Below are 18,494 nucleotides of genomic sequence, written 5' to 3'. Positions count from 1 at the left end.
ACTATCGGGACCCGCATCCCGTCGCGTGATTCTTTTTGAGCGTGTGATGAATTATCAGCGCCGTCTGCCGAGCGCTGGGAGCCGCGCTCGAGTGAGATCGTCGACGATCGCTACCGATTCGTCGGCGACTGCCTGACTGACGCCGCCGCCGTATACGGCCTGTTCATACCGTTCGAGAACTGTTTTTGCCCGTGGATCGATCGAGTGCTCGTCCGCCGCGAGGGCATCCAGATACTGTCGGGCCGACTCCGACCGCTCTCGTGGCCGATACTCGCGGGCGAACAGCTGCTCGAGGCGCTGGTAGGCCCGCTCTGCATCCTGGTTGGGGTCGTCTCGAGGGCGTTGCCAGTAGAGGCCGAGTTCCCGGCGGGCAGTGGCGCTTGCCCCGGTTCGATGGGCGCCGGCGACCAGCCCGACAAGCGTGAGTAGCACGATTGTAGCTGTTTCACGCGAGACGGTCACCAGTGATAGCAGGCTGTTCCACAGCTCGTCATCGTCGTCGACACTCGCGTTGGAGTCTGCCTCGGACTCGGTGTCTCCCGACTCGCGGTCGTCTGTCACCGTTTCGTTTTCGTCGGTGGAGTCGGGCTGGCCGTCCGCTGGTTCTTCGATCCCGTTGTCGGCGTCGGGCTGTTCGATCTCGTCGGGTTCGGTGTCAGAGACGGGGTCGTCGGCGCTCGTTTCGGTGTCGACGCTTTCGTCGCCGTCCTCGCGGGCCTGTTCGACGCGGTCACTGTGGACTGCATCGCGAGAGTCGCCGGGTGTTGGCTCGAAGGCAACCCAGCCGTGATCGGGGAAGTAGACCTCGACCCAGGCGTGGGCGTCCGTTCCGCGAACGACGTGTTCGTCATCAGCGACCTGCTGGCCGCTCGTGTAGCCAGTGACGTACCGAGCCGGAATATCCTCGGTCCGCAGCATCTGGACCATCGTCGTCGCGAAGTAGACACAGTAGCCCTCGTCCATCTCGAACAAGAACGCCTCAGCGACGTTGCCGTCGGGGCGCTCGACGTCGAGCGAGTAGCCTTTCGACGACCGGAGATGGTGTTCGATGGCAACTGCCTTGTCGTACGGCGTCTCGGCGTCGGCGGTGATCGATGCGGTCTCGGCCTCGAACTCACTCGAGGTCCCTTCGGGCGTCTGCAGGTAGTCGAAGCCGTCGATGATCGGCTCGGGATAGTCCGTTCCCGCCGCCCGGAGCTGTTCCGGCTCGGGGTCGACGATCGCACTCTCGACGGCGTACTGATCGCCCTCGAGGATTGGGGATTCGGGGTGGACCTGTCCGTGTCGAGAGAGTTCGGCGTGCTGGGCGAGATCGCCGTCGATGGCGAGTGGCTGGGGTGCCGTCGGCATCACACCGAGCGTGGTTTCGGCGGTAACGACCTGTGAGACGCGTTCGTACTGCCCGGGCGGTTCCGGCAGTTGATCGTCGTACGCCCTGTTCTCACCGGTTCGAATCCAGCCGTCGCCGGTGTATCGATCGTACACACCCGTTCGCCAGTAGGATGCCTGTTCAGCTTCGACGGTAAACCGCACTTCTGGCGAAAGCTCGACCGGACCGCCGATCTGGGACTGATCGGAGGCGAAGTCCATCGTTCCCTCGAGCGTGCCTGGATCGCTCCCGGCGAACTGTTCTGTCGTCCCGGAGCCGTCGGGAACGAACGTCACTGACAGCGAGAGGACGACGATCAGCGCAAAGAGAACGGCGAGCAAGTCCGCCTGCGCGATCGAGCCGCCTCGCCGCTCGAGTTCGCCGAAGGCGATGGCCCCGACAGCAGCGAGCGTGCCGACCAGGGTAACGATCGTCCCCGCGTCGCCGGTCAACACGAGGAAGATGAGCGCGAAGCCGCCAGGAAGCACACTGAGCGCGTACCGGCCCCGAACAGCGAGATACCACGAGAGGAAGACGGGTGCGGGGACGAACGCGAGTGACCAGATCCCTGCTTCGACCATCCGGAGCAGCGGAAGCCCAGCCGCGAGCGCGGCTGTATCGGAGAGCACTGTGTCACTTGCCGTGCGGACGATACCGATACCGACGCCGCTGCGCTCGAGATAGTAGGCAAAGCCGATGATTCCGGCAGCGACTGCACCGACCGTCGCCGTCCGGGGCCGGATTAGCCACGCGAGGGCTGTCGCCGCCACGAGCATTGCGCCGACGAGGGCGAACAGCGCCTGTGTCCCGCCGACGACCTGAGTTACCTCGTGGAGGACGTGGACGTACGACGCCGTCAGAACCAGAATACTCCCACACGCGAGCAGTCGAAACAGGGTGGAACCGATCGGCTCTTCGAGATCGAGACGAGCCGTTCGATCGCCGGTGTGTGAGCGTGAGTCGGTACTCATGTGGCCACCCCCGACTCGCTCCCGCTGTCCCGTTCGTGATCGGCGGGCTCGTTCCATCCCGTTCCGTCTCGTTCTGTCAGCTGATCGAACGGGAGGACGCGCCCATTCACCACGACCCGCGTCCCGTCGGCGTCGGCTTGGACCAGCACGTCTGCCTGCTGGCGCTGTCGCTCCTCGAGTTCGCCAGCCTCGAGCGTGGCGAGTTGGGCGAGGAGTTCGCGGTAGTGGGCTGCTCCCGAGTCCGGTTCGTAGTCGCCGTCTGGCACGTTCAGGCCGACGTTGACGCCGCCCTCGAGCAAGTGCGTCGTGACGCTTGCGACGGCCGTTGCCAGTTCGTTAGCCCAGCCGGGTGGGCAGTCGGCGGCAATCAGTGCGGAGCCGACGTTCTCGTCTCTGGCGTACTCCGTGACGACGAGGTCGCCGTCGGGTCGTTTGGCGGCGGCTTTCCAGTTGACGTCACTCAGCGCGTCTCCACGCCGGTACTCCCGCAGATGATCGAACTCGTCTCGTGCCCGTCTATCGGTCGTTTCGACGAGCGTCTGGAAATCGGTTCCGGCAGCGCCAGCCAGCTCGTGGACGCGTGGATAGACGAGCACCGACGTCCGCTGCTCGTCGCTGAACCGACGCTCAACCAGGCCAAACACGTCGCTGATAGTGATCGTGAGCGGGCCGGTCTGCCTTTCGCCGCGGTCGGTGAGCCGAATCTCGTAGCTGAACCGATCGTCGCCCTCGAGGATCGTCTCGAGGACGAGGCTCCGACCCGCGTCGCTGCTGTCGTCCGCGGTGTCCGCGTCGGTTCTATCGATCGAGAGCCCATCGTCGACGGGTTCGTGGATGGTCGCTGCGACGGTCGCGTTGGTTTCGATCTCGAGGTCGACCGTTCGCTGGTCGCCAACGAATCCGTCATCGACCGGCGGACGGCTGATCTCGGGACGGTCTGCCCGGGCAGTCACGACCAGCCCGGCGACCAGCACGACCAGCAGTGGCGTGACGACGGCGTTCAGCGCCCGTGGGCCATACTGCCAGGCCATCACAACTGAAGCGAGCACGACGACGACGACAGCCCAGCCGCGGATGGTCAGTCGCATGGTTACTCCACGGGGACGCGCTCGAGTGCGTCTTCGACGAGTGTGGCTCCGTCGCGGTCGCGGCCGGCCGTCTTGATGCGATGTGGAAGGACAACGGGGGCTTCGGTCTGGACGTCGTCGGGGAGGACGTACTCGCGGCCGTTGACGACGGCTCGAGCCTGGGCTGCACGTAGGAGTGCGATCGTCCCTCGGGGACTGACGCCGATGTGGGCGTGTTCGCGGGTGTCGCCGACCAGTCGGGTGGCGTACTCCCGAACCGGCGTCTCGACTCGCACGTTAGCAACGGTCTCGCGAGCGGCCACGAGCGTCTCGCGGTCGGTTACCGGCTCGAGTGAGTCGATGGGGTGGTGACCGACTGTCCGACCAAGCAACTCGGCTTCCTCCTCGGGATTGGGGTAGCCGAGCTCGAGTTTCTTCATAAAGCGGTCGAGTTCGGCAAACGGGAGGTCGTAGGTTCGGTTGGGTTCAGTGGTGTTCTGGGTCGCGATGACGGTAAACGGATCGGGCAGCTCACGGGTGTCTCCGTCGACAGTCACCTGTTGTTCTTCCATGGCCTCGAGCAGCGCCGACTGCGTTTTCGGCGGTGCGCGGTTGATCTCGTCACCCAGCACGACGTTGGCGAAGATGGGCCCGGACTGGAACTCGAACTCTCGTGTCTTCTGATTAAAGACGTTCACCCCGGTGACGTCGGCCGGAAGGAGATCGGGGGTGAACTGGACGCGACTGAACGGGCAGTCGACGGACGTCGCAATCGACCGGGCGAGCATCGTCTTGCCGACGCCGGGAACGTCCTCGAGCAGGACGTGGCCCCGGGCGAGCATGGCGGTGACGACGTGTTCGATCGCGTCGTCGTGGCCGACGATGACGTCGGCGACGTTGGTTTCGATTTCGGCACAGAGATCGGCAACCTGTGAGACGGTAACTGTCTCAGTTGGTGGCCTGCTCTCGCTTTCGGGCGGCGGATTGGCATCGGTCATGGCTCGAACACATATCGACGCGAGGACCCGATCGAACCTCTCATGCGTACGTCAAAAGCGACTTCCGAACATATGTTTTGTGTCGAACCACGTACCCGTCGCTGTTCGAGTAGCAGTCAGAGAACGATACCACTACGACTGGACCGTTTTATAGGCGTGTGACGTTCGTCGCACGCGGGCCCTTGTCGGCCTGCTCGATGTCGAACTCGACTTCCTGCCCCTCCTCGAGGTCAGGACCGCCGACGTCTTCCATGTGGAAGAACACGTCGTCGTCTGCGTCGTCAGTTTCGATGAAGCCATAGCCGCCAGTGTCGTTGAAGAAGTCGACCGTACCTTTCGCCATTGCATGTGTACAAACCCCTGACTGAGATATAAACCTTCGGGGGTATTTGTCGATGGGCAAGCGCGAGTTCCCGTTTGGATCGTTGAAACGTACTTACCAGCGCTTGCAGGTTGGACAGACGAGCTGTCCGTCTGCACGCCAGACGCGCTCCGTTTCGGCGTCACACTGCTGACAACGATACGTTCCCCACGCGTACGTCGAGAGCCCGCTGTCGGCTCCGTCCGGAGCATCCGCGTCGTCCCCACTCGAGGCTGATGCCTGTTCGACGGGATCGTCGGACTCCGTGGGTGAACCGAATTCCGAGAGTGTCGCGTCGTCGGTCACGGTGGCATCTACGAGCATCGAGCGTATAGTCGCTCCGACCGCGTGGGCTGTGTTGGTCGCTGTAGCGACCGTCGTCATCGACCACATGCCCGCTCGCACGACAAACTATGCGATCAGTGCCCGGTCAGTTCCCTCGGTTCCATCTCGCGACGACGCTGGACCGGCATCGCCAAGTAGCATCGGTGACAACCCCCGCACATGGATACCGTCACACCAATGAACGTGATCGTGGATAACATCATCGAGATGAACGAGTATTTCGCCGATGTCGCGATGGGTGAGGGGCTTGCGCCGCTGCTCGTCCTGATCGGCACGATTCTAGTCGCCTTCACGCTCGGCGTCTTCGGCCTGCTGACTCTCGGTGCGATCGGTAGCCTCTTTTCCTCGAGCTCGAGTTAACTCGACTTTCCAGCGGAGTGTTATTTCTCTGTGCGCGCTGTCGCCTGTTCCAGCGCTTCGCTCGCGCGGACGACAGCGTCCTCGAGATCCGGCCCCAGTGGCGAGCCGACGACGATCCCGTCGACGTGCTCGAGTGCCGCCTCGAACCGGTCGGCGACGGTCTCGGTCGTGCCGGCGATACAGAAGGCGTCGATCATGTCATCGGTGACGTGCCCGAAGGCGTCGGTCAGGTCGCCCCGTTCTAAGGCTGCACTGACGTCGCTGGCGGCCTCGCGGTCGATATCGTGGCGTGCCAACACGGGGTCGGCTGCGCCGCCAACGATGAACGCCACGGGTGGACGGGCGGCCTCGCGCGCCTCAGTTTCGTCTGCAGCGACGCTGACGCTTGCGAACGCGAGCGCCTCGAACTCGCCATACTCGTCGGGTCGGTCCGCAAGTCCCTGCTCGAGTTGGCCGGCCGACCACTCGAGGTCTTTCGGATGCGCGGCGTTGATCAGAACGCCGTCGGCGTGTTTCGCGCTCATCCGGAGCATGTGTGGGCCCTGTGCGCCGACGTAGGTCGGAATCTCACAGGACTCGAGGTTGAGCGAGGCGTCGCGAGCGGTGAACGTCCCCTCGTGGGTGACGGTCTCGCCCGCCCAGAGGTCACGAGCGACGTCGAACGTCTCGAGGACGCGCCGCAGCGGGCTGTCGCGCTCGATGCCGAGGTTGGCAAGCGAAGAGCGGTCGCCAGCACCGACGCCGAAAACGGCGCGGCCGTCGCTGAGCTCGTCGATCGTCGCCGTCTGGGCGGCCAGTCGGACGGGGTGGGTCTCGTAGGGGTTGACGATGCCCGGTCCGAGTCTGATCTCGTCGGTGGCCTCGACCATTCGCGAGAGCGTCACGAACGGGTCGCGGTTGAAGTAGTGGCTGCTCGTGAAGGCGACGTCGTAGCCCTCGTTTTCGGCCAGTGCCGCCAGCTCGGCGATGCGCTCCGGCGGATGCTCCGGCGTCAGTTCGATACCCCAGGTCGGCTCGTCGGTCGTCGTGTTGTCTGTCATAAGTACAGTCAAAATCGTGCTCAGTCGTCGATACTCCACTCCCGTAGCGCCTGTCGAACGAGGTCGTCTTCGACCGATCGGAACAGTTCGTCGCTGCCCGCGTGGTCGCCGAACGCCCAGTCGCGGACGACGACCGCGGGCGTCCCGCCGGCACCCTCCCCAGTGACGAGGTTCGCCGCCGATGCGAGTTCGTCGACCACGGACTGGACGGTGACGCCGAGTTCGTGGCCGTCGCGGTCGAGTTCGCCACGCCAGTCCCGGCTCGCGGGCATCCCCGCCCAGCCGAGTGCAACGCCACGTTGGCCGTGACGGAACGGACGGCCGCAGGTGTCGGTGACGATCACGGCGACGTCCTCGATTCTGCGGGCCGCGAGCCCCGACCGAATCCGCTCGGCGCTCTCGGTCGGCTTCTTCGGCAGGAGCAAGATGTCGTGATTCGGCACGTTCGAGCGATCGATGCCCGCGTTGACGCTGATATGCCCGAACCGGGTCTCGGTCAGCAGGAAGGGGGCGTCGATCAGCAACTCCGTGCTCTCCTCCAAGACGGCCTGTGCGAACCGCGGGTCTTTCTCCTCGCCGGTGAGCTCCTCGAGTCGGTCGGCAATCTCCTCGGCACGGCCGCTGACAGGGTAGTCCTCGAGATCCGCCATTCGCCCCTCAGCCTTCGAGACGATCGTGCTCGCGACCGTGAGGACGTCACCGGCCTCGAGATCGGCCCGATCCGCGACGAGGGCTGCGATGTCGTCGCCGGGACGGATCTCGGGCAGATCCGTCACTGGGGTGAGTTCCATACTCGATGGGTAGGACACCGGCGTCAAAAGCGCACCGTCACCGGAGAATGGAGTCACTGTTTCGGGACGGCGTTCGCCGAGCTTACGGTTCGCGGTTGAACAGCACACCCGGCCCGTCGCAGTCGACGCCGGCGACCCCACAGACATCCCACAGCGTCGCCCCGTTGCTCGTGATTACCGGCACCTCGAGTGTCGCCTCGAGGCCCGAAACGGCGGCGAGCGAGCGGTAGTTCGTACAGGAGACGAAGACGGCGTCGACGTCGTCGCCGATGGCCGCATCTCCGAGGCTCGTTTCCACCTGTCGGGTCGCGTCCGCTGGTGTCAACGCGCCGATCTCGGTGTTCGCCTCGATTCCACGACCCTCGATCGTCGCCACTTCGAACCCGGCGGCCTCGAGGAACGCGCGTTCTTTCGCGTCGAGATCAGCGGTGTACGGCGTCAGCACCGCGATCCGGTCGGCGTCGAGTGCCTCGAGGGCGCGGACGACCGACCGAGCCGTCGCGACCGCCGGCACGCCGGCCGCCTCCTGCAGTCGGGTCTCGAGTTCGGCGTCGAACCCCGGCCCGTGGAGTAGGCTGCCGGTGGTACAGGCGTAGGCGACCGCGTCGACGTCGGCGTGACCCAGCAACTCGGCTGCCCGCGCCGCGTCGTCGCTCATCGCGTCGAGCGCGTCGACGGTCACGGACTCGAGTGCCATGCGCGCGCCGTGGACGGTGATGTCGTCGGGCAAGGCGTGGCGAAACTCCGGTTCAGCCGTCGTGTTCGAGGAGGGGACAACCAGCCCCAGTCGGCCGCTCGCGTCGGCGTCGGGGTCCATCGTGGTCACGCCTCCTCGTCGGACTCGGTTCGCTTGCCGGCAGCGCGGTCGGCCTCGAGCGCGTCGGGGTCGCGCTCGTCGGGGTCGCCGTGGCCGCCGCCGCCGGGCGTTCGCACCGTCACCGTGGTCCCGGCGTCGACGTCGACAGTGGTCTTCGCCGCGACAGGCTCGCCGTCGATCAGATTCTCCCCGGTGGCACCGTTCTCGCCGCCGGCGACACCCCGTGGCGCGTGGCGACGGCGTTCGGTCAGCAGCGAGACCGTCGCATCCGTCTCGACGGTGACCGTTCGCTCGAGGCCGAGGCCGCCGCGGAACTTGCCACGACCGCCGCTGTCGGCCCGGAACGCGTAGCGATCGATGCGAAGCGGGTACTCGGTCTCGAGTGACTCGATGGGCGTGTTGAGCGTGTTCGTCATCCCGACCTGCACGCCGTCCATCCCGTCGCGGTCGGCGCGCGCGCCGAAGCCGCCGGCGATCGTCTCGTAGTACGTAAAGGAACTATCCCGGCCGCCGATGGTCAGGTTGTTCATCGTCCCCTGACTCTGGGCGGGGACACGCTCGGGCGTGGCTTCGGCGAGTGCGGTGAAGACGACGTCCGTGACTCGCTGGCTGGTCTCGACGTTGCCGCCGACGACCGCCGCGGGGACCTCCGGATTCAGCAGTGAGCCTTCGGGTGCGTGGACACTTACCGGCCCGTAACAGCCGTGGTTCGGCGGAATTTCCGGGTCGGTCACACAGCGAACGACGAAGTAGGTCGCGCTCTTGGCGACCGCCAGCGGCGCGTTCAGATTCCCCTCGAGTTGGTCGTCGGTCCCCGAGAAGTCGACGTCGATCGACTCGCCGTCGATGGTCACGGTAACGCAGATTTCGATATCGTCGTCGGTGATGCCGTCGCCCTCGAGGACATCGCTCGCCTGATAGCTGCCGTCGGGCAGGGCGTCGATCTCGTCGGCGATCCGCTCGTGGGAGTAGTCGATGACGGCGTCGAAGCCGGCGAGGACGGTCTCACGGCCGTGTTCGTTGAACAGCGCGGCGAGTCGATCCTCAGCGCGTTCGTTGGCCGCGAGCTGGGCGCGAAGGTCGGCGCGGCGCTCGGTGGCGTTGCGGACGTTCGCGAGGATCAGCGCACGGACGTCTTCGCGGGGTTCGCCGCCGTCGACGAGCCGCGTTGGTGGGAGTCGAAGCCCCTCCTGATAGATCTCCCGTGCACCAGCGGGCATGCTCCCTGGCGTCATCCCACCGACGTCGGCGTGGTGGGCTCGAGAGACCGCGTAGCCGACGATTTCGCCCTCGCCGTCGCCGTTGGGCGGCGCAAGCGGCGAGACCATCGTCACGTCGGGAAGGTGTGTCCCACCCCTGAACGGGTCGTTGAGCACGAAGACGTCGCCCGGCTTGGGGTCGTACTCGCGGACGGCGTCGACGGATGCGGGCATCGCGCCGAGGTGGACCGGGATGTGTTCGGCCTGGGCGATCATCCGCCCCTCGGCGTCGAACAGCGCCGTCGAGCAGTCACGGCGTTCCTTGATGTTCGGCGAGTACGCACCGCGGATCAGGGTCTGGCCCATCTCCTCGGCGACGCTCTCGAGTTGGTTGCGCAGGACCTCGAGGGTCACGGGATCGATACTGTCGGCGGTCGGCTGCAGTTGGTTCGTCGTCATCAGTTGTCCACCCCCTCTCGAGTCAGCACGAGGGTTCCATCCGCTTCGATCTCGCCCGCCCAGGTCGGCGGGACGACGGTCGTACTTTCGGCCTGTTCGAGAACCGCTGGCCCGGAAATCGTTGCGCCAGCCTCGAGGCGGTCGCGCGCGTAGACGGTCGCCTTTCGCGGCTCGGTGCCGATCCCGGGGAAGTGCGCCTCCCGGGTGCCGACGAGCGCGTCGCCCGCGCCGTCGTGGCGAACGACGGGGTCAGTGCCGGGAACGGTTGCCGTCGCCCGGAGGTTGACGATCTCGATCGATTCCGCCATCGCGTAGCCGTAGGCCTGCTCGTGGGCCTCGTGGAACCGCGTTGCGACCGCCTCAGGGTCGACCGACTCGTCGACGGGGACGGTCAGCTCGAAGCTCTGGCCCGCATACCGACAGTCGGCCGCGCGTTCGACGCGTGCCGCCTCGCGGTCGGAGGCGTCCGCGAGCACGTCCTCGACGAGGTCGTCGTAGACGTCCTCCAGTCGGGTCGTTTCTGCGCCGTCGAGTCCAACGCCGACCGTTCGCACGGCGTCATAGCTTTCATCGGCTGCGAGCAGCCCGAACGCCGAGAGCACTCCACCCGGTCGTGGGACGACGACGCGATTGACCTCGAGTGAGTCGGCGAGCGCCGTCGCGTGCATCGGACCCGCGCCGCCGAAGGCGACGAGTGCGAACTCGCGGGGGTCGTGGCCGCGTTCGACCGTCACCGATCGGATCGTCCGAGTCATCGTCGCGTTGGCCACGCGGTAGACGCCGCGGGCCGCCTCGAGTGCGCTCTCGAGGCCGGCCTCGTCGGCCAGTCGCTCGAGGGCGTCGTGGGCTGCCTCGACATCGAGGGTCATCTCGCCGCCGAGTGCCGTCTCGGGGCCGATGTAGCCCAGGACGACGTTGGCGTCCGTGACAGTTGGGTCGGTTCCGCCGCGGCCGTAGCAGGCCGGGCCGGGGTCGGCACCCGACGACTGCGGGCCGACGCGAAGCGCGCCGCCAGCGTCGACCCACGCGATCGAGCCCCCGCCCGCGCCGACGGTGTTGACGTCGACCATCGGCGTTCGGATCGGGAGGCCGGCAATCTCGGCGTCGGTAGTCCGGGCTGCCTGTCCGTCCCGAACGAGGCTCACGTCGCTCGAGGTGCCGCCCATGTCGAAGGTGACGAGCCCTTCGGTGTCGTCGTCGTCAACGGTCGCTGCAGCGCCCACGACGCCCGCGGCGGGGCCGGACATCGTCGTCGTGACGGCGTGTTCGCGCACTGTCTCGGGGTCGGCGATCCCACCGTTTGCCTGCATGATCTGCGGTGCCGGCACCCCGGCATCTTCGGCTTCCTCGACCAGCCGGCCGACGTAGGTGTCGATCGCGGGCCGGACGTAGGCGTCGACGGCCGTCGTCGACGTGCGCTCGAACTCACGGAACTCCGCGAGCACCTCGTTCGAGGCCGAAACGGGGACCTCGAGTTCCTCGCGCAGCGTCTCCGCGACGAGCTGTTCGTTCTCGGGGTCGGCGTAGGCATGCAATAGACAGATCGCGACCGCCTCGACGTCGCGGTCGCGCAGCGTCGCCGCGAGGTCGCGGACGTCTTCGGGGTCGACCGGCGTTTCGACGCCCGCTGGCGTCGTCCGCTCGTCGATCTCGAAGCGCCGTTCCCGTGGGACGACGGGTTCGGGTTTCTCGGCCTCGAGGTCGTAGAGATCCGGCCGATCCTGGCGACCGATCTCGAGTACGTCGCGGAACCCCTCGGTCGTCACGAGGGCGGTCTTCGCGCCGCCGCGCTCGAGCAGGGCGTTGACCGAGACGGTCATCGCGTGGGCGAACTCGTCGATCTCGCTGGGATCGATGTCCGCTCGCTCACAGGCTTTGTACAGGCCCTCGAGGACGCCCAGATGCTGGGGATCGGTCGAGGGCACCTTCGCGGTGACGAGTCGGTCGTCGACCGAGAGCGCGACGTCGGTGAACGTCCCGCCAACGTCGACGCCGATTCGCGTGGCCTCGTCGCTGGTGGTTGCGGTGCTGTCGTTCGATACGTCCGTCGCCGTGTCGTGTGTCTCTGAATCTGCCATGTACTTAGAGAATCAAAACGTCGTAGAGCGTTCGAATACCGATACCGATGACGACCAGCGTCACGATACCACCGAGGACGTTCTGGAGCGTCGTGTTGGTGTGTTCGCCCAGCAGGTCGTCGTTGTTCATCGCGTAGATGAGGAAGACGGCCAGAATCGGCAAGAGGAGTCCGTTTGCGACCTGTGCGAAGACGATCACCTCGACGGGGTTGTAATCCAGCGCCGAGAAGACGATCCCGGTACCGAGGATCGTCATCCAGATCGCACGGAAGCGCGTCGATTTCAGGTCGCGTTCCCAGCCGAGTGCGCCTGCGGTGGCGTAGGCCCCCGCAAGCGGAGCGCTCATCGCGCTGGTAAAGCCGGCCGCAAAGAGACCGATCGCGAAGAACGTGAGCGCGTAGCCGCCGAAGACGGGCTCGAGTTGGTCGGCCATCGCGCCGACGTCAGCGATCTGGGTCCCCTCGGGGAACACCGCGGCTGCCGTGACGACGATCGAGGTCGTGATGAGGCCGCCGATGGCGATCATCGCGACCGTGTCCGTCCGACATTCCGCGAGGTCACTCGCGCCATCCCAGCGCTCTTGGACGGTACTCGCGTGCAAGAACAGGTTGTAGCCGACGACGGTCGTTCCGATGAGGCCGGCGATCAGGTACGCCGAGCCCTCGGGAACCGTCGGCACGAGCCCGCCGCCGAGCGCGCCCAGATCCGGTCGGACGACAGCAGCGTTGATCACGAACGCAAGCCCCATGACGATCACGAGGCCGATGAAAACCCGCTCGATCAGCTTGTAGTTGGCCGTCCACAGCAGGCTGGCGGCAACCAACCCGATCACTGGTCCCCAGATGTTCTCGCTAATGCCGGTGATCGTCGACAGGCCGGCTGCACCGCCGACGATGTTCCCCGTCTGGAACGCCGCCGTCCCGATCCCGATTGCGCTCACGACGAGCGCGACGGTTATGCCCTTCGCCAGCGGGTTCGAGAACTCATCTCGGAACGCTTCGCCGAGTCCTTCCTTCGAGACCAGTCCGAGTCGCGCACTCATCTCCTGGAGCACGATCGTCGCCAGAATCGAAAACGCGATCGTCCACACGAGCAGGTACGCGTACTCTGCGCCGATCACGCTTGCCGTCGTTACCGTTCCCGGACCGACGAACGCTGCTGCAACGAGCGCGCCCGGTCCGATCGCCTTGAGTCGGTCAATAACTCCCATGATATGTGTCCACATGAACCCCTTTCTGAGAGAGACAAAAGGGTTGTTAAGCGGTGTACATACCACACTCACTGTCGGCTGAATCGACACACATGTTGTGTGAAAATGTATGAAGTAGTATGAACGCTCGACAGAAAGCGCTCAGCGCGTTCGTTCGTCGTATTCATCCTCAGCGATAATCACTTTCGAAACGCCCTGTTCGATCGTAATCTCCGTCGGCAGATCGACCGTGCTCCGCTCGATGAACCGCGTCATAAACCAGCGGATTGCCTCCGACGGAAAGACGATATGGTAGACGCCATCTCCCTCACAGCGAACCTCGAGAAAGCCACAAAAGGAGAGCCACTCGAGCAGTTCGCCGACTTCCTCGAACCGGGCCGCGTACTCGCGGGCGTGATAGTCTGAGACGCGGTCGGCCGCCTCGACGAACGCCGGATCGGGGTCGCCGCCCGCGTGGCAGTGCTCGAGAAAAGCGTGTAAGAAGTCGACGTCAAGGAGGACGTGCTCGCCCGACGTGAGCATCTGATAGTACTGTTCTAAGTTGTCGCTTGGCCGTCCGCTCGCGGCCTCGAAGTTCGCCGCGTAGAAGGCAAGCGCTTGCCGAACGATTTCACTCTGGCCGTTTCCCGTCTCGGCGAGCAGCCGCTCGAGTGCCGCACTCGAGTCATCGTCGAGCGATACAGTGACGCGCTGTGTCATGGGTGTAAGTAGGACGCAAGGAACGTATAAATTCACGCACTCCTGACGGCTGTGCGCTACATCGTTCGCTGGTCGACCTCGAGCGACCCGCCGTCGACGGTTGCGACGAGCATCGTCTCGCGATCGGCTGGACTGGCAGCCGTCGCGCTGCCGGGATTGAGCACGCACACGCCGTCGACGGTCGTTTCGACCACCTCGTGGGTGTGTCCGGCGACAGCGACCGGGTCGGTGTCCGGCTCGGCCGCCTCACGAACAGTGGCGACGATTCGCTGGTGCCAGCCGGCAGACGAGCCGGTCCCGTGGGTGACGACGAACGTCACGCCACCGAGTTCGACAGTCGCCGTCGTCGGAACGGGCAGCGTTGCGGGATCCGTATTTCCACGCACTGCCGTCAACTCGCCGCCAGCGAGGTCGGCGATCCGGTCGTAGGCTCGTCTCGAGTCGAAATCGCCCGCGTGAATCGTGTGGTCGGCTCGCTCGATCTCGTCGACGATCCAGTCCGGAACGCGACTGGCTCGCGACGGAATGTGCGTATCGGACACGATGGCAACTCGTGACATACTGGAACCGACGACGTCTATCTTCGAAAATTGACCGGGCGTGTGGCTCGGTCACCGCTCGCACATGCTCGATTAGTTACGCGGAGCGGACGTTACTCGAGGTCGTCCCAGGCGACGCTCCCTTCCTCAAGGATGGTTTCGGGCTCGAGGGCCTCGTTGTCGTACGTCTTTGCGAGTTGTTCTTCGGGCGGCAGCGACTCGCCGGGCACGTACTCCATCTCGCCTGCGGGTTCCGTCGCCGGACCCGTCGTCTCATCGACGACGATTCGCATTCCCATCCCCATCGACTCGTGGGGTGGACAGTACAGGTCCCAGATGCCTTCCGCCTCGAACTCGGCCAGCCAGTTCGTGCCGACGGCCATCATCGGCGAGGACAGCGCCTCGGCGCCTTCCGGCGCACGGTGGCTCCGGCCGAACGCTTCGTGGAACGTCGTGACCGCGTGGTCGGGTGAATTGAAGTTGAACTGGACGACGTCACCTGACTCGACCGCGAGTCCGACTGGTTCGAAATAAAATACAGGTGGCCCCTGCTCAGGCTGGTCCATCAGCAGATCAACCTCGTGGTCCGGCTCGACTGGCGGCTCTTCGCCTTCCGTCGTCGGATAGCCGTACCGTTCGTGGAGTTCGGCTGTCGGCTCGTCGTTGTTGTCGCCACCGTCGTCCCCACCGTCGTCACTGCTCAGACAGCCAGCTAGAAGAGTACTGCCGACTGCCGTTGCAGCCAGAAACGTTCGCCGATTCGATCCACTGCTATCAGACTTATTTGTATTCTTCGTCATTGATGTATATTCCTCCAATAGCACCTCAAATAAGTACTATTGCTGACATAAACAGTGGTTATGAGCAGAGCTAATAGTTCTTATTGCCGAACAATTTAATGAGTATCTATCTATTCATACACCTTGAACATGTTCGCCTCTTTTATGAGCTGTACCGGTAGGAACGTCTCGAGTACTCCGAAACGTCCACCCCACCGGGACCCGTTGGGTTGCGTATGTACGACTCGAGTGGTGACGAGCAGACACACGTCGTAACCGCATTCCTCCGCAACCGTGGTGAGATACTGATGCTCCGCCGCAGCGACGCTGTCGGCACTTATACCGGCCAGTGGGGCGGCGTCTCCGGCTTCGCAGCAGGCGATCCAGACACACAGGTTCGCACCGAGATCCGCGAGGAAACCGGCCTCGAGGCCGGCGACGACGTCTCGCTCACCCGGAGCGGACAGCCTGTCCGATTCGAGGACGCCACCCTCGAGCGCGAGTGGGTCGTCCATCCGTATCTGTTCGACTGCGAGACGCGCGATATCGACCTGAGCGCAGAACACGACGCCTTCGAGTGGGCCTCGCCGACGGTGATCCTCGATCCCGACGACGACCGCGAGCCGGTGCCGGAGCTGTGGACGGCGTACGAGCGTGTGGCTCCGACGGTCCGTTCGATCACGGCCGACGGCGAGCACGGCGCGGCATATTTGTCGAGTCGCGCGCTCGAGGTGCTTCGCGATCGGGCGGCGGTCGCGACGGCCGAGCGAGCCGAGTTCGGCACCGATCCCGACGGCGAGTGGGACGAACTCGCCGAACTCGCCGGCCGACTGCTCGAGACTCGACCCTCGATGGCCGTCCTTCGCAACCGGGTCAACCGGGCGATGTCCAGGGCAGTCGACGCCGATCCGGACGCCACCGGTGCGCCGGCCATTCTCGATGCGACCCTCGCAGGACTCGAGCGCGCGCTTGCAGCCGATGACGACGCCGCGGCGACCGCGAGCGAGCACATCGACGGTGCCGTCGCGACCCTGTCGCGGTCGGATACCGTCCTCGAGGCGATTCGAGGCGGCGATCCATCGCGCGTGTTCGTCGCCGAATCCCGACCCGCACGGGAGGGGATCGACGTCGCCGAGGACGTGGCCGCAGCCGACGACCTCGACTGTCCCGTGACGGTCCACACCGACGCGGCCGCGGCCCACGTGCTCTCGAGTGAAGCCGTCGATCGGGTCGTCGTCGGCGCGGATACGATCCGCCCCGACGGCTCGGTGGTGAACAAGACCGGCACACGCACACTGGCGCTCGCCGCCGCTCGCGAGGGAATCCCGGTGTCGGTCGTCGCCGCCACCGATAAAATCTCGACGCGCGAGGCCGTCAACCTCGAGTCCGGCGACCGATCGGCGGTGTACGACGGGGACGCCGACCTCGACGTTCTGAACCCGACGTTCGACGTGACGCCAGCCGACTGCATCGACGGCTTTGTGACCGAACGTGGCGTGCTCGAGCCCACTGAAATCGACGACGTCGTCGCCGAGTTGCGGGCGTTCGAGGGGTGGACCGACCGGTAGCCAGAAGCGACAGACCGAAACCCTTCGAGCGAGTACAGTCGACTGGCGGCCGTGACGAACTGTTACCCCCTCCGAGCCCCTTGTGACGAGGCTTTTTCCCGAGCCGCCTTTCGATACTGATGCGGATTGCCGTACCGATGTCCCACCGATCGCCAGCACGGGTCGGCGATCGACGAGACGTGACTACAGGAAACCGTATGACACCGCACAGCGCCTGCATCGTCGGTGCAAAGCTTGAACGTCGGCTCGTCCGTACTGGCGGCTATGCAATTTGCTCTCGAGCGACTCGGTGTTCACGACTCGGTCGACGCGGTGTTTCCGCCGTCGGAACTCGCCGACTTCTTCGCTGATCTTCCAGTTCCTGTTGATGTGATCAGCGACGGCGGAATCGATGCCTGTGACGCTGTCGTCACCCTCGAGTATCACGAGGACTTTCTCGAGTGTTCGTGGATTCACTCCGTTCAGGCGGGCGTCGACCGGTTTCCGTTCGACGAACTCGAGGCCAACGACGTCGTGTTGACCAACAGCACTGGTATCCACGACCGAACGATCGGCGAGACGGTTGCGGGCTACCTGCTTTCGTTCTCTCGACGGCTGCACACCTACGTCGCCGCCCAGCAAGACCGCCGGTGGGACCGCCCCGAGTGGGACGAAGCGTTTACGCTCCCCGGAACGACGGCCTGTGTCGTCGGCACCGGTACGCTCGGCCGTGGTGTCGCAGACACACTCGGCGCGCTTGGTGTGCGAATGACCGGCGTTCGGCGCTCGGGTGAGGCCGTCCCCGGCTTCGAGGAAGTGTACGCAAACACTCACCTGCTCGAGGCGATCAGCGACGCCGACTTCGTCATCGCCACCGTGCCGTTGACCGATGACACCGAGGGACTGTTCGACGCCGCGGCGTTCGACGCCATGCGTGAAGACGCCTACTTCGTCAACGTCGCCCGCGGCGCCGTCGTCGACGAAGCGGCGCTGATCGACGCTCTCGAGTCGGACTCGATCGCGGGTGCGGCACTGGACGTCTTCGAAAAGGAACCGCTGCCCGAGGAGTCGCCGCTGTGGGACCTCGAGGACGTCATCGTCACACCACACTGCGGGGCCTTCACGCGCGACTACTTCCGGGACGTCGGTGAGATCGTCCGTGAAAACGTCGATCGACTCGAGTCTGGCGAGGCGTTTCACAACCGCGTCGTCTGAGACGGGATCTCGGTTTAGAAGAACTTGAACAGGTCGTCCCGGTTCTGTTCGTGGAGGTGCTCGCGGACGGCCTCGTTCAGCGGATCGATCTGACCGCGTTTGGCCGTGATTGGGGCGATAATCTCCTGCCACTGTTTCCACGGCGGGAGCAGGCCGAGTCGATCACAGAGTTCGTCGAGGCGTTCGTCTTCGTCATCGACTTTGTCCATCTTGTTGACCGCAACGACGGTCGGGACGTCGAGTTCCCGCAGGAAGTGGAACATCTCGACGTCGTAGGGGATCTCGTCTGGCCCCGAGTGGCGGTCGATGATGTCGATGACGCTCTTGCCGTCGACGACCAGCACTGCGACGAGGATGTTGTCGGCGTACTCCTCGAGATAGTGGACGATATCGGTCTTGATCTGTTCACGGTGGTCTTCGTGGACGCCGCTCATAAAGCCGAAGCCGGGCAGATCGCTGATAACGAAGTCCTCGGGTGCCCAGTCGTAGTGATTCGGCTCGCGGGTGACGCCGGGACTGCCGCCGGTGTCGAAGCTGTGGCCGGTCAACTCGCGCATCAGCGTCGATTTGCCGACGTTCGAGCGACCGACGAGGGCGACTTCGGCCTCGCGGTCGGGACGGGTTTCGAACATACGCCGTCGTAGGCACGT

General features: G+C 65.0%; 18 protein-coding genes. 3 read left to right on the top strand and 15 right to left on the bottom strand.

From position 1 onward, the window contains the following. Positions 1-54: 54 nt before the first annotated feature. The 5 genes from DV706_RS06155 to DV706_RS06135 all read right to left on the bottom strand — a co-directional run bounded on the left by DV706_RS06155 (position 55) and on the right by DV706_RS06135 (position 5,090). Positions 55-2,340 carry a transglutaminase TgpA family protein gene (locus DV706_RS06155; RefSeq protein WP_006065983.1) on the bottom strand — a complete coding sequence of 762 codons (2,286 nt, stop codon included), beginning with the start codon at positions 2,338-2,340 and terminating at the stop codon, positions 55-57. After that, complete coding sequence (locus tag DV706_RS06150; RefSeq protein ID WP_136350818.1) at positions 2,337-3,428, bottom strand: DUF58 domain-containing protein; 1,092 nt, start codon at positions 3,426-3,428, stop codon at positions 2,337-2,339. The genes DV706_RS06155 and DV706_RS06150 overlap by 4 nt, the downstream gene beginning before the upstream one ends. A gap of 2 nt (positions 3,429-3,430) precedes the next feature. Then, the gene (locus DV706_RS06145) at positions 3,431-4,405 is read right to left on the bottom strand and encodes an AAA family ATPase (protein ID WP_006065985.1); all 975 of its coding nucleotides are present in this window, start codon (positions 4,403-4,405) and stop codon (positions 3,431-3,433) included. 148 nt (positions 4,406-4,553) lie between these two features. Then, positions 4,554-4,748: a cold-shock protein gene (locus tag DV706_RS06140; protein ID WP_006065986.1), complete on the bottom strand. Its 195-nt coding sequence runs from the start codon at positions 4,746-4,748 to the stop codon at positions 4,554-4,556. 93 nt (positions 4,749-4,841) lie between these two features. After that, a complete protein-coding gene (locus tag DV706_RS06135) occupies positions 4,842-5,090 on the bottom strand; it encodes a DUF7573 domain-containing protein (protein ID WP_394295351.1) in 249 nt (82 codons plus the stop codon). A gap of 180 nt (positions 5,091-5,270) precedes the next feature. Here DV706_RS06135 and DV706_RS06130 point away from each other — a divergent pair, with 180 nt between their 5' ends. Then, on the top strand, positions 5,271-5,471 hold the full coding sequence (locus DV706_RS06130; RefSeq protein ID WP_006065988.1) for a hypothetical protein: 201 nt from the start codon (positions 5,271-5,273) through the stop codon (positions 5,469-5,471). 20 nt (positions 5,472-5,491) lie between these two features. Here the strand turns inward: DV706_RS06130 and DV706_RS06125 are convergent, their stop codons facing one another. The 9 genes from DV706_RS06125 to DV706_RS06085 all read right to left on the bottom strand — a co-directional run bounded on the left by DV706_RS06125 (position 5,492) and on the right by DV706_RS06085 (position 15,103). After that, the gene (locus tag DV706_RS06125; protein WP_006065989.1) at positions 5,492-6,511 is read right to left on the bottom strand and encodes a 5,10-methylenetetrahydromethanopterin reductase; all 1,020 of its coding nucleotides are present in this window, start codon (positions 6,509-6,511) and stop codon (positions 5,492-5,494) included. A gap of 20 nt (positions 6,512-6,531) precedes the next feature. Further along, the gene (locus DV706_RS06120; RefSeq protein WP_006065990.1) at positions 6,532-7,302 is read right to left on the bottom strand and encodes a coenzyme F420-0:L-glutamate ligase; all 771 of its coding nucleotides are present in this window, start codon (positions 7,300-7,302) and stop codon (positions 6,532-6,534) included. Positions 7,303-7,384: 82 nt separating this feature from the next. Then, positions 7,385-8,119, bottom strand: coding sequence for a maleate cis-trans isomerase family protein (locus DV706_RS06115; RefSeq protein ID WP_006065991.1), 735 nt, complete (start codon positions 8,117-8,119; stop codon positions 7,385-7,387). 5 nt (positions 8,120-8,124) lie between these two features. Further along, entirely contained in the window at positions 8,125-9,777 is a 1,653-nt protein-coding gene (locus DV706_RS06110) for a hydantoinase B/oxoprolinase family protein (RefSeq protein ID WP_006065992.1), read from the bottom strand. Next, the gene (locus tag DV706_RS06105) at positions 9,777-11,855 is read right to left on the bottom strand and encodes a hydantoinase/oxoprolinase family protein (RefSeq protein WP_006065993.1); all 2,079 of its coding nucleotides are present in this window, start codon (positions 11,853-11,855) and stop codon (positions 9,777-9,779) included. The genes DV706_RS06110 and DV706_RS06105 overlap by 1 nt, the downstream gene beginning before the upstream one ends. 4 nt (positions 11,856-11,859) lie before the next feature. Next, entirely contained in the window at positions 11,860-13,065 is a 1,206-nt protein-coding gene (locus DV706_RS06100) for an Nramp family divalent metal transporter (RefSeq protein WP_006065994.1), read from the bottom strand. Positions 13,066-13,206: 141 nt separating this feature from the next. Next, positions 13,207-13,764, bottom strand: coding sequence for a ribbon-helix-helix protein, CopG family (locus DV706_RS06095; protein ID WP_006065995.1), 558 nt, complete (start codon positions 13,762-13,764; stop codon positions 13,207-13,209). Positions 13,765-13,820: 56 nt separating this feature from the next. Next, positions 13,821-14,324 (bottom strand): metallophosphoesterase family protein, encoded by a 504-nt coding sequence (locus DV706_RS06090; RefSeq protein WP_006065996.1) that lies wholly within the window; start codon positions 14,322-14,324, stop codon positions 13,821-13,823. A 92-nt stretch (positions 14,325-14,416) separates the two neighbouring features. Continuing rightward, positions 14,417-15,103, bottom strand: coding sequence for a cupredoxin domain-containing protein (locus DV706_RS06085; protein WP_006065997.1), 687 nt, complete (start codon positions 15,101-15,103; stop codon positions 14,417-14,419). Positions 15,104-15,318: 215 nt separating this feature from the next. Between DV706_RS06085 and DV706_RS06080 the strand changes: the two genes are divergently transcribed. Further along, positions 15,319-16,650, top strand: a complete 1,332-nt coding sequence (locus DV706_RS06080; RefSeq protein ID WP_006065998.1) for an NUDIX domain-containing protein — start codon at positions 15,319-15,321, stop codon at positions 16,648-16,650. Positions 16,651-16,914: 264 nt separating this feature from the next. Next, on the top strand, positions 16,915-17,844 hold the full coding sequence (gene ddh / locus DV706_RS06075) for a D-2-hydroxyacid dehydrogenase (protein ID WP_006065999.1): 930 nt from the start codon (positions 16,915-16,917) through the stop codon (positions 17,842-17,844). Between the two features lie 14 nt (positions 17,845-17,858). Here ddh and engB read toward each other — a convergent pair whose 3' ends face one another. After that, positions 17,859-18,476, bottom strand: coding sequence for a GTP-binding protein EngB (gene engB / locus DV706_RS06070; RefSeq protein WP_006066000.1), 618 nt, complete (start codon positions 18,474-18,476; stop codon positions 17,859-17,861). Positions 18,477-18,494 lie beyond the last annotated feature (18 nt).

The organism is Natronorubrum bangense, assembly GCF_004799645.1.
Taxonomy (GTDB): domain Archaea; phylum Halobacteriota; class Halobacteria; order Halobacteriales; family Natrialbaceae; genus Natronorubrum; species Natronorubrum bangense.
This window is presented reverse-complemented; position numbering and strand designations above follow the sequence as displayed.